The organism is Calidithermus terrae (genome assembly GCF_003574345.1).
Lineage (GTDB): Bacteria > Deinococcota > Deinococci > Deinococcales > Thermaceae > Calidithermus > Calidithermus chliarophilus.
Genome location: NZ_QXDL01000134.1, coordinates 1 through 10,000, shown reverse-complemented (window position 1 = coordinate 10,000; position 10,000 = coordinate 1). Strand labels below are relative to the sequence as shown.

The following is a 10,000-nucleotide window of genomic DNA, read 5'->3' as shown; positions in this document are numbered from 1 at the left end:
TTGACGTGGCCGTACTGGCCGCGACCGCCCGACTGGCGCACGAACTTGCCCTCGACGTCTACGGCGCGGGTGATGGTCTCGCGGTAGGCCACCTGGGGCTTGCCCACGTTGGCGTCTACCTTGAACTCGCGCTTGAGGCGGTCAACGATGATCTCCAGGTGCAGCTCGCCCATGCCCGAGATGATGGTCTGGCCGGTCTCGGGGTCGGTGGAGACGCGGAAGGTGGGGTCCTCCTCGCTCAGGCGCGAGAGGCCCACGGCGAGCTTGTCCTGGTCGGCCTTGGTCTTGGGTTCGATGGCTAGGTCGATCACGGGCTCGGGGATCTCGATGGACTCGAGGATCACCGCCTCGTCGCCGTCGCCCACCAGGCTGTCGCCGGTGATGGTCTCCTTCAGGCCCACCACCGCGCCCAGCTCGCCCGCGCGCAGCTCCTCGACCTCCTGGCGGTTGTTGGCGTGCATCTGCAGCAGGCGGGCGACGCGCTCCTTACGGCCCTTGGTGGTGTTCATGACGTAGGAGCCCGACTTGATGGTGCCGGAGTAGACGCGGATGAAGGTCAGGCGGCCCACGTAGGGGTCGGCCATGATCTTGAAGGCCAGCGCCGCCAGCGGCCCGTTGGGGTCGGCGGGGCGCTCGACCTCCTCGCCGTTCTCGGTGCGGCCCTTGATGGGGGGGATGTCGAGGGGCGAGGGGAGGTAGTCGACCACGGCGTCGAGCAGGAGCTGCACGCCCTTGTTCTTGAGCGAGGAGCCGAGGAAGACCGGGAAGATGGCCTGGGCGATGGTGCCCTTGCGGATGGCGGCGACGAGCGCCTCCTCGCTCACCGCCTCGCCCTCGAGGAACTTCATCATCACTTCCTCGTCGAAGTCGGCGGCGGCCTCGACGAGCTTCTCGTAGTACTCCTTGGCCTGCTCGGCGTACTCGGCGGGGATCTCGACCTCGCGGATGTCGGTGCCGATGTCGTTGCCGTAGGTGTAGGCCTTCTGGCGCAGCACGTCGATGATGCCGCTGAAGGTGTCCTCACGGCCGATGGGCAGCTGCATCACCACCGGGCGAGCGCCCAGGCGCTCCTTCATGGTGTTGACCACCAGCCACAAGTCGGCGCCCGTCTTGTCCATCTTGTTGGCGAAGGCGACGCGGGGCACGCCGTACTTGTCGGCCTGGCGCCAGACGGTCTCGGACTGGGGTTCCACGCCCTGCGAGGCGTCGAACACCGCCACCGCGCCGTCGAGCACGCGCATGGAGCGCTCGACCTCGATGGTGAAGTCCACGTGGCCGGGGGTGTCGATGATGTTGATGCGGTGCTCGACCCCGGTCTTCTGGTGCTTCCAGTTGGCGGTGGTGACCGCGGCGGTGATGGTGATGCCGCGCTCCTTCTCCTGCTCCATCCAGTCCATCGTGGCGGCACCCTCGTGCACCTCGCCGATCTTGTGGATGCGGCCGGTGTAGTAGAGGATGCGCTCGGTGGTGGTGGTCTTACCGGCGTCGATGTGCGCGGCAATCCCGATGTTGCGGGTCAGCTTGAGGGCGTTCTCAACCTTAGCAGACATAATTACCACCGGTAGTGGGCGTAAGCGCGGTTGGCCTCGGCCATGCGCTCGACGTCTTCCTTCTTCTTGATGGCCCCACCCTTGTTCTCGGCGGCGTCCAGCAGCTCGGCCGCGAAGCGGGCGGCGGCGGTGCGCTCGCTGCGCCCCTCGGCGGCGGCGGTGATCCAGCGCAGGGCCAGGGTCTGCTGGCGGCGGGGGGAGACCTCCACGGGGACTTGGTAGTTGGCCCCGCCCACGCGGCGGCTGCGCACCTCGACCCGGGGACGCACGTTGTCCACGGCGGCCCGGAAGACCTTGAGGGGCTCCTGTCCGCTCTTCTCCTGGATGATCTTGCAGGCGTCGTAGAAGATGCGGGCGGCGAGGTTCTTCTTGCCTTCGCGCATGATGCGGTTGATGAAGGCCGAGACCACCACGTCGCCGTAGACCAGGTCGGGCTCGAGCTGCCGTACTTCAGCTTGTCTTCTGCGGGACATCCTTCTCCCCCTTACTTCTTAGCGCCGCCCTTGGCGTCGGCCTTGGGTCGCTTGGCGCCGTACTTGCTGCGGCTCTTCTTGCGGTCTTTGACGCCCTGGGTGTCGTAGGTGCCGCGCACGATGTGGTAGCGCACGCCCGGCAGGTCCTTCACACGGCCCCCGCGGATGAGCACGACGCTGTGCTCCTGCAGGTTGTGGCCCTCGCCGGGGATGTAGGCCGTGACCTCGTAGAGGCTGCTCAGGCGCACCTTAGCCACCTTGCGCAGCGCCGAGTTGGGCTTCTTGGGGGTGACGGTGCGCACCACGGTGCAGACGCCCCGGCGGAAGGGGCTGCCCTTGAGGGCGGGCACTTTGCTCTTCTTGGCGACCGGAGCCCGGCCCTTGCGAAGCAGTTGGTTGATGGTTGGCAGTGTAACCACTCCTTTCTAAGTGCGGGCCGTGCGGCCCAAAGCTCAACCCCGCACCTCGGCGCTGGGGTTTCTGCGTCTTGACGCAGGTTGCGCTCGGTGCGGGGTCCTAGGCGAGAGGCGAGCCGAGCTGGAGCAGCCCTGGGTTCGCCCCTGGATTCTCAAGAATCGCTGTGGCCAAGCTTCCGCCCGGCGCAACCGATGTGACCTCGAGCCTAGGGGCTAGTCTCGAGGCAACGCAACCTCGTGAGTATACAGGGCCCAAGGGACTTATGCAAGGGGGTGAAATCGCAGTCCTGTAGCCCGGTCACGCCGGTTAGCCCCTCCGTTCACAAAGTGGCCCCGGGAGCCCGTTTGCCGCGCCTACCGGCTTCCCCGCGGGAGAGGCGGGGGTGATTGACAGTCTGAGCGTTGTTCTGTCAATATACTTGATGATTGTTGCTAGGGAAGGCCCACTGCCTGCGAGGGCAGGCCCGCCCGAACGCTCTGGGAGGAAGCACACCATGCCCGTGTACGTCTATGAGGGTCTGGAAACCGGCAACCGGTACGAGTTCGAGCAGCGCTTCAGCGACGCGGCCTACACCCACCACCCCGAGACGGGCGAGCCGATCAAGCGCGTCATCAGCGCCCCGGCCGTGATCTTCAAAGGCTCGGGCTGGTACGTCAAGGACAGCAAGAGCGCGTCCTCGGCCGCGGGCAAGGGCGAGGGCAAGAGCGAGCCCAGCTCCCAGGCCGCCGACTGAGACCCACCCCGCTCCCCGGAGGCGTTCCCTGTGAGGAACGCCTTTTTCGTGGGGGGCCGTTCGATAGTAGGCTAGAGCCGATGAAGATCTATAGCCTCACGGTCGGCCCCCTCCAGGAGAACACCTACCTGCTCGTCGGGGAGGGCGGGCGCGGGGTGATCGTGGACCCCGGCGACGAGGCCGGGCGCATCCTGGCTGAGGTGGAGCGGGTGGGGCTGAAGCCCGAGGCCATCCTGCTCACCCACGCCCACTTCGACCACGTGGGGGCGGTGGCCCCGCTGGTGGCAACGCTGGGGCTGCCGGTCTACCTGCACCGCGCCGACCTGCCCCTCTACCAGCGCACCCGCGAGAGCGGGCAGCGCTGGGGGATGGAGTTGCCCCAGCCCCCCGAGCCCTCGGGCTGGCTCGAGGAGGGCCAGCGGCTCGACTTCGGCCTGGGCCTGGAGGTGCTGCACCTCCCCGGCCACGCGCCCGGCCACGTGGGCTTCTACGGCCACGGCCAGCTCGTCAGCGGCGACGTGCTCTTCAGGGGCGGCATCGGCCGCTACGACCTGCCCCTCTCCGACCCCCACGACCTCTTCGCCTCCCTCCAGCGGCTGCTGACCCTGCCCCCGCAGACCGTGGTCCACCCCGGGCACGGCCCGGCCACCACCCTGGAGGCCGAAGCCCGCTCCAACCCCTACCTGCAGCAGGGCTGAGCCATGCGCATCGCCGTCCTCTCCGACATCCACGGCAACCTCCCGGCGCTCGAGGCGGTGCTGGCCGACCTCGAGGAGGTGCGGCCGGAGGTCGTGGTGGTCAACGGGGACCTCATCAACCGCGGGCCGCAGAACCGGGCGGTGGTCGAGCGGCTGTGGGAGCTGCCCTACCGCTTCACCCTGGGCAACCACGACGACCTGGTGGTGAAGTGGCGCGCCGGGCACGACTCGCTCCGGCTGCTCTTCGACGACCCCTTCTTCGCCGCCACCCGCTGGACGGCGCACACCCTCCCCCAGCCCCACCTCGACTGGCTCGCCGCCCTCCCCTACCAGGTGCACCTGGAGGAGCTGGGCCTGCGCGTCACCCACGGCTCGCCCCGCCACTACCGCGAGGGCTACGACGAGCGGCTGAGCGAACAGGCGCTGGGCGAGATCCTGCGCGAGTACCCCGCGCGCTACCTGGTGGGCTCGCACACCCACCGGCCCTACGTGCGCCGGCACGACGGCGCGTTGGTGTGGAACACCGGGGCGGTGGGGGCCCCCTTCAACGGCGACGTGCGCGCGCAGTACCTGGTGCTCGAGGCCGAGGCCGGGGCCCTCGTGCCCCACTTCCGCCAGGTGCCCTACGACCTCGAGGCCACCCTCAAAGCCTTCCGCGAGTCGGGGATGCTGGAGGAGGGGGGCCTGTCGGCCGAGATCTTCTACTGCGAGACCCAGAACGCCCGCTCGATGCTGGTGCCCTTCTGGCTGTGGGCCGAGGCCGAGAAGCGCCCCCTCGACCGCGACGCCTGGGCGGCCTACCGCCGGGCCAACCCCGAGCGCTTCGCCCGCTCTGGGTAAAACTACCGACTCGCGCCCCCCGCGCCGCCTCTGCTAGGCTGGTCCCGTGATCGGCCGGACCCTCCCCCGCGCGGTCAGCGGCCCCATCCTGCTGGTCGCCTGGGGGGTGTGGCTGGCAGGGCTGGTCGCGGTCCACGGGATGCTGCCGCTGGGGACCGCCATCGCCAACCTCCTGGCGGCGCAGGGGCTCTACAGCATGGCCCGGCGGATGCCCCAGGGCCTGGCGCTGGTCCTGCAGGGGCTGGCCCTGGGCCTGGCGGTCCTGGCCCTGGGCGACCTGGCCCTGACCTACCACTGGCTCTTCGGCGTGCGGGCCTCGCTCGACCCGCTCTTCCTGAGCGGCACGGCCGTCTTCGGGGTGGCCGGGGCCGGCCTGCCCTGGGCCGTCGAGCGGCTGGGGCTGCACCGCCGGGGCTCGGCGCTGCGGGTGAGCGCCCTGGCGGCGGGGGGCGCGGGCGTGCTGACGGCGGCCGTGACCCGCCTCGAGCTCCCCACCCCCGTCCAGCCGGTCTACTACTTCGTGCCCTTCTTCCTGACCCTGCTGTTGTTGCTCGAGGTGCGGGGCATGATCAACGACCGCATCAAGCAGGCCCTGCGCAACGTGGTCTGGGCGCTGGTGCTGGTGGGCGCCGCGCGGGTGGTGGCGCTGTTCGCGGGGGACCAGGACTACGGCAGCAACCTCAACCTGCTCAACCAGGCCCTCTACGGGCTGTTCTGGCTGGGGGGCATGAGCCTGATGGCCTGGAACACCAGCCGCTAGAATGAGGGCGAGCAGGTCCGGGGAGGGGGCATGTCGGGTTTGTCCAAAGGCGTCGTCCAGGTGCACTGCCGCTCGGGCTGGGTGCGGGAGGCCGTCCGGCAGATGACCGCCCGCCTCGAGCTGCCCCGGCCGGTGACGCTGCTGCTCGACTACCCGGTGGGCTCGGCGCTCGAGCTCTTGCCCCTGCTCGAGCCCCCCGTGGTGGTCGCGACCGCCTCGGAGTCGCCGTATTACCTCCACGACCTCATCGAGCACGCCCCCGCCGCGCTGCTGACCGAGCCGATGGAGGCTCCGCAGCTCGAGCAGGCCCTGCGCCTGGCCGCCGAGGGCCAGACCCTGCGCCCGCCTGCCCTCCCCGGCGGCCAGCGCCTCACCCCCCGCGAACGCCAGGTGCTGCGCCTGCTGACGCGGGGCTGGAGCGACAAGGAGATCGCGCAGGCGCTGAACATCGAGCCCAAGACCGTCTCGCACTGGGTGCTGAGCCTGCGGCAGAAGATGGGGGCCGAGAACCGCTCCCAGGCCATCCTGCACTACCTGGGCGCGCCGCCGGCGCTCGAGTGAAGCGCGCGATAGCGCCCGGCCACCCAATGCCCCCGGCCGCCAGGGCGTAGAGTGGAGCCGTGCCAAGTCCTGAGCTGGTTCGCGAGTTCGTGATCGCCGGGCACGGCGACCTGGAGAAGGTCCGGCGCATGCTGGCCGAGGCGCCGGAGTTGCTCAACCGGGCCCACGTCTGGCGGGAGGGCGACACCGAGACCGCCCTGCAGGGGGCGGCTCACGTGGGCAACGCCGCCATCGCCGAGTACCTGCTGGGGCAGGGGGCCCCGCTCGACATCTGCACCGCCGCCATGCTGGGGCGGCTCGAGGCGGTGCGGGCGATGCTCGAGGCCGACCCCGGCCTGGCCCTAAGCCACGGGGCCCACCGCATCCCGCTGCTGCCCCACGCCGCGCACAGCGGCAACGTGGAGCTGGCCCGGCTGCTCTACGAGGCCGGGGCCACCGAGGGCAGCAGCATGGCCCTGGCCCACGCCGTTCAGCGCGGCCACTACCGCCTGGCGGGCTGGCTGCTGGAGTTCACCCGGCCCGACCCCAACTGGAAGAACTTCCAGGGCAAGTCCGCGCGCGACCTGGCCTTGGAGCGCGGCGACGGCGAGATGGTCGCCCTGCTCGAGGCGCGGGGATGAACCTCGAGCCATTCCTGCGCGAGGCCCGCACCGTCGCCGTGCTGGGCGCCCACCCCGACCCCTACCGCCCCGCCCACTTCGTCCCGGCCTACCTGCAGCGGGCGGGGTACACGGTCCTGCCGGTCAACCCCCAGTTCGCCGGGCAGGAGCTCTTCGGGCAGACGGTGCTGGCCGGGCTCGAGCAGCTCACGGTGCCCGTGGACATCCTCGACGTGTTCCGCCGCAGCGAGGCGCTGATGGAGCACCTGGAGGCCGTCCTCGCGCTACGCCCCAAGCTGGTGTGGCTGCAGTCGGGCATCCGCAACCGCGACTTCGCGGCGCGCCTCGAGCAGGCCGGGATCGCGGTGGTGCAGGACCGCTGCTTAATGACGGTGCACCGCGCCCTGGTGCGCTAGCCCCGCCTATGACGCCCCGGCTCGAGGAACGACCTTGACCCCCTTCCAGCACGACCTGCTCGAGTGGTACCGCGCCCACCGCCGCGCCCTCCCCTGGCGCGCCGAGCGCGACCCCTACCGCATCCTGCTCTCCGAGGTGCTGCTGCAGCAGACCCGGGTGGGGCAGGCCGTCCCCTACTACCGCCGCTTCCTCGAGCGCTTCCCCGACCTGCGGGCGCTGGCCGGGGCACAGCTCGAGGAGGTGCTGCACGCGTGGCAGGGGGCCGGCTACTACGCCCGCGCCCGCAACCTGCACAAGCTGGCCCAGGCGGTCGCGGCGCAGCCCCGGCCGGACCTCCCCGCGAGCTACGCCCGGCTGCGCGAACTGCCCGGCCTGGGCCCCTACACCGCCGCCGCCGTGGCCTCCATCGCCTTCGGCGAGCCGGTGGCGGCGGTGGACGGCAACGTGCGCCGGGTGATCAGCCGGCTGATGGCCTGGGAGAACCCCACCCTGGCCCAGCTTCAGGCCAGGGCCGACCAACTGCTGAGCGCCGAGCACCCCGGCGACTGGAACCAGGCGGTGATGGAACTCGGGGCCACGGTCTGCACGCCCCGCAGACCGGCCTGCCCGGCCTGCCCGGTGGCCCGCTGGTGCCAGGGCAAGGGCGCGCCGGAGTGCTATCCCGCCCCCAAGGCCCGGCGGCAAAAGGCGGTGACGGCGGTAGCCGTGGTCCTGCGAGGGGCGCGGGGGGTGCTGCTGGAGCCCCGGCGGGGCCGGGTGCTGGGCGGGCTGTGGGGCGTCCCGATGGCCGAAGGGGAGGCGCTGGGGCCGCTGCTCGAGCGCCTGGCCGCCGACCACGGCACGCCCATCGCCCCGCCCGAGCCCGTGGGCACCGTCCGGCACGCCTTCAGCCACCGCAAGCTGGAGGTGCGGGTCTACCACAGCGCCTGGGAGGGGCCGGGCCACGACCCCGCCAGCAAGCCGCTATCCCAGCTCGACCGCAAGATCCTGCGCCAGGCGCAGGCCCTCTGAGGCCATCCGGGCGTACGTGCCCTGCCCCAGCACGCACAGTCCCAGGCCGTAGAGGCCCTCGAGCCGCCCCAGCCGGAAGGTCTGGGGGTCCCACTCCCCCGGCGCGAAGTGCTTGTAGCGCACGCTGTAACCCGGCGTACCGCCCTGCGCGGGGACCTCGGCCTCCTGCTCGGCGAAGGCGAACCCCCGGGCGCACAGGTCGTGGTAGAGGTCGGGGTAGGCCGCCTCCGACAGCCGCCCGGCCTCCTCGACCACCCCGCCGATGGCGAGCCGGGGCTCGAGGAAGCTGCCCAGCGCCAGCACCACCCGCTCGGCCCGCCGCTTGGGGCCTTCCCACGTCTCCACCCCCACCACCCTGGGGCCCTCGAGCAGGAGCCGGGTGGCCGAGGACTGGAAGAGGTGGAGGTGGGGCTGGGCCTCGAGGCGGTACTTCGCCCGCGCGTGCAGTTCCCAGCCCTTCGTGCCCGCCGCCCCCACCTCGGCCATCAGGCTGCCCTCGGGAGCGGGCTCCTCGAGGGGCGTGAAGGGCAGGTAGACCGTGTCCAGGCTCTGGGTCAGCAGGCCCACCCGCACCCCCCGGCGGGCCAGGGCGTAGGCGGCCTCCGAACCGGCGAAGCCGGCACCGACGATGAGGACCTGGTATTCCATCGGGGATACGATACATGTCGATAGCCGATAGCCGATAGCCGAACGCGGGGCGCGGGTCGTACGTCGTACGTCCTACGTCGTACGCAAAACGCCAAACGCCTCGGCCCTGGACCCTGGACCCTCGGCGCCGGCGGGGAGGGGTCCACCACACGCCACGAGCCACGAGCCACTAGCCCCTCGACACCCGCCGGCCGCTTTAGTGCATTTTCACAGTGTCTGCTTCGGGTCCTGCCGCTAGACTGGGCTCATGCGACGTGTATTGCTCGGTGCGTTGATGTCGTTGAGTCCGGTGGCGCTGGCGGGGCCGGACGCGTTATTGGTGACGCAGGAATGGACCATTGAGCGGGGTGAACTCAAGACCTATACGGGCGTGCAGCGCTACAAGGTGGGCGGGGTGGGCGAGATCGAGGGGCTGATCCAGAAGCTCAGCCGGCCCCCGACCCCGGCGAAGTGGGTCTTCACGAAGGACCGGGGCTGGGTCGCCGTCGAGCGGCCGGGCTACGCCTTCGGGCCGCAGAACGCCAAGAACGCTTACCTCGAGGCCCTGCGGGAGGGCAAGAAGGAGTTCCGGCTGCCCGTAGCGTACGAGCGCTCGAGCCGCGGCGTGGTCTACTGGCACACCCTGGGGGTGCGCGAGCTGATCTCCGAGGCCACCACCACCTTCTACGGCTCGATCCCCTCGAGGATCTACAACATCGCCCACGCCTCGGCCAAGCTCGACGGGGTGCTCATCCCGCCGGACACCACCTTCTCCTACCTGCAGACGGTGGGCGAGATCTCCTTCCGCACCGGCTTCCGCGAGGCCTACGTGATCGTGGGCGACAAGACCGAGACCGGGGTGGGGGGCGGGGTCTGCCAGACCTCGACCACGCTCTTCCGCGCGGCCTACTTCGCCGGGCTGCCCATCCTCGAGCGCCGCCCCCACAGCTACCAGGTGAGCTACTACAGCCCCACCGGCCTCGACGCCGCCGTGTACTACCCCACCCAGGACCTCAAGTTCAAGAACGACACCCCGGGCTACATCCTCATCCAGACCCAGGTGCGCGGCTACCGCGCCACCTACCGCTTCTTCGGCACCAAAGACCGCGACACCACCTGGACCAAGCCGCTCGTGCGCAACGTCATCCCCGCCCCGCCCACCCGCTTCATCGTGGACGCGTCGCTGCGCTACGGCCAGCGCAAGCAGATCGACTTCTCGGCCCCCGGGGCGCAGGTCACGGTGCACCGCACCGTCACCTTCGACGACGGGCGGGTCGTCAAGGACTCGCTGTTCAGCCAGTACCGCCCTTGGGC

13 protein-coding genes (1 of these 13 cut by a window edge) are annotated in these 10,000 nt (G+C 70.6%); 9 read left to right on the top strand and 4 right to left on the bottom strand.

Annotated elements, in window-relative coordinates; translation table 11 throughout:
- The 3 genes in view from fusA to rpsL are tightly spaced (at most 11 nt apart) and all read right to left on the bottom strand, a layout consistent with a single transcriptional unit that may run on beyond the window.
- Nucleotides 1-1,550, bottom strand: partial view of an elongation factor G gene (fusA, locus tag Mterra_RS14325; protein ID WP_119315795.1) — the 5' portion only. It extends 544 nt beyond the left edge of the window; only the first 1,550 of its 2,094 coding nucleotides appear in the window; it begins with the start codon at nt 1,548-1,550; the stop codon falls past the left edge of the window.
- A gap of 2 nt (nt 1,551-1,552) precedes the next feature.
- Nucleotides 1,553-2,023: a 30S ribosomal protein S7 gene (gene rpsG, locus Mterra_RS14320; protein ID WP_027892134.1), complete on the bottom strand. Its 471-nt coding sequence runs from the start codon at nt 2,021-2,023 to the stop codon at nt 1,553-1,555.
- An 11-nt stretch (nt 2,024-2,034) separates the two neighbouring features.
- A complete protein-coding gene (gene rpsL / locus Mterra_RS14315; RefSeq protein ID WP_027892133.1) occupies nt 2,035-2,442 on the bottom strand; it encodes a 30S ribosomal protein S12 in 408 nt (135 codons plus the stop codon).
- A 491-nt stretch (nt 2,443-2,933) separates the two neighbouring features.
- On the opposite strand from rpsL, the gene Mterra_RS14310 reads away from it, so the two are divergent.
- From Mterra_RS14310 to Mterra_RS14275, 8 genes are all read left to right on the top strand, one after another.
- Nucleotides 2,934-3,173, top strand: coding sequence for an FmdB family zinc ribbon protein (locus Mterra_RS14310; RefSeq protein WP_119315794.1), 240 nt, complete (start codon nt 2,934-2,936; stop codon nt 3,171-3,173).
- An 80-nt stretch (nt 3,174-3,253) separates the two neighbouring features.
- Entirely contained in the window at nt 3,254-3,871 is a 618-nt protein-coding gene (locus Mterra_RS14305; protein ID WP_119315793.1) for an MBL fold metallo-hydrolase, read from the top strand.
- Nucleotides 3,872-3,874: 3 nt separating this feature from the next.
- Nucleotides 3,875-4,711: a metallophosphoesterase family protein gene (locus Mterra_RS14300; RefSeq protein ID WP_119315792.1), complete on the top strand. Its 837-nt coding sequence runs from the start codon at nt 3,875-3,877 to the stop codon at nt 4,709-4,711.
- A gap of 46 nt (nt 4,712-4,757) precedes the next feature.
- Nucleotides 4,758-5,471, top strand: a complete 714-nt coding sequence (locus Mterra_RS14295) for a hypothetical protein (RefSeq protein ID WP_119315791.1) — start codon at nt 4,758-4,760, stop codon at nt 5,469-5,471.
- A 30-nt stretch (nt 5,472-5,501) separates the two neighbouring features.
- Nucleotides 5,502-6,032 carry a LuxR family transcriptional regulator gene (locus tag Mterra_RS14290; RefSeq protein ID WP_119315790.1) on the top strand — a complete coding sequence of 177 codons (531 nt, stop codon included), beginning with the start codon at nt 5,502-5,504 and terminating at the stop codon, nt 6,030-6,032.
- A 59-nt stretch (nt 6,033-6,091) separates the two neighbouring features.
- Nucleotides 6,092-6,652 (top strand): ankyrin repeat domain-containing protein, encoded by a 561-nt coding sequence (locus tag Mterra_RS14285; RefSeq protein ID WP_119315789.1) that lies wholly within the window; start codon nt 6,092-6,094, stop codon nt 6,650-6,652.
- Nucleotides 6,649-7,047, top strand: a complete 399-nt coding sequence (locus Mterra_RS14280) for a CoA-binding protein (RefSeq protein ID WP_119315788.1) — start codon at nt 6,649-6,651, stop codon at nt 7,045-7,047. Before Mterra_RS14285 ends, Mterra_RS14280 begins: the two co-directional genes overlap by 4 nt.
- A 34-nt stretch (nt 7,048-7,081) precedes the next feature.
- Nucleotides 7,082-8,059 (top strand): A/G-specific adenine glycosylase, encoded by a 978-nt coding sequence (locus Mterra_RS14275; RefSeq protein ID WP_119315787.1) that lies wholly within the window; start codon nt 7,082-7,084, stop codon nt 8,057-8,059.
- Here Mterra_RS14275 and Mterra_RS14270 read toward each other — a convergent pair.
- Nucleotides 8,012-8,707: an FAD-dependent oxidoreductase gene (locus Mterra_RS14270; protein ID WP_119315786.1), complete on the bottom strand. Its 696-nt coding sequence runs from the start codon at nt 8,705-8,707 to the stop codon at nt 8,012-8,014. The two genes, Mterra_RS14275 and Mterra_RS14270, sit on opposite strands and share 48 nt — an antisense overlap.
- A 247-nt stretch (nt 8,708-8,954) precedes the next feature.
- Between Mterra_RS14270 and Mterra_RS14265 the strand changes: the two genes are divergently transcribed.
- Nucleotides 8,955-10,000, top strand: a 1,046-nt coding sequence (locus Mterra_RS14265; protein WP_245971638.1) for a VanW family protein, incomplete at its 3' end; no start/stop codon positions are given.

Coding starts and splice junctions, on each gene's coding strand:
- Mterra_RS14305 (WP_119315793.1), top strand. CDS start 3,254: ATGAAGATCTATAGCCTCACGGTCGGCCCCCTCCAGGAGAACACCTAC.
- Mterra_RS14270 (WP_119315786.1), bottom strand. CDS start 8,707: ATGGAATACCAGGTCCTCATCGTCGGTGCCGGCTTCGCCGGTTCGGAG.
- Mterra_RS14300 (WP_119315792.1), top strand. CDS start 3,875: ATGCGCATCGCCGTCCTCTCCGACATCCACGGCAACCTCCCGGCGCTC.
- Mterra_RS14280 (WP_119315788.1), top strand. CDS start 6,649: ATGAACCTCGAGCCATTCCTGCGCGAGGCCCGCACCGTCGCCGTGCTG.
- Mterra_RS14310 (WP_119315794.1), top strand. CDS start 2,934: ATGCCCGTGTACGTCTATGAGGGTCTGGAAACCGGCAACCGGTACGAG.
- rpsG (WP_027892134.1), bottom strand. CDS start 2,023: ATGTCCCGCAGAAGACAAGCTGAAGTACGGCAGCTCGAGCCCGACCTG.
- Mterra_RS14290 (WP_119315790.1), top strand. CDS start 5,502: ATGTCGGGTTTGTCCAAAGGCGTCGTCCAGGTGCACTGCCGCTCGGGC.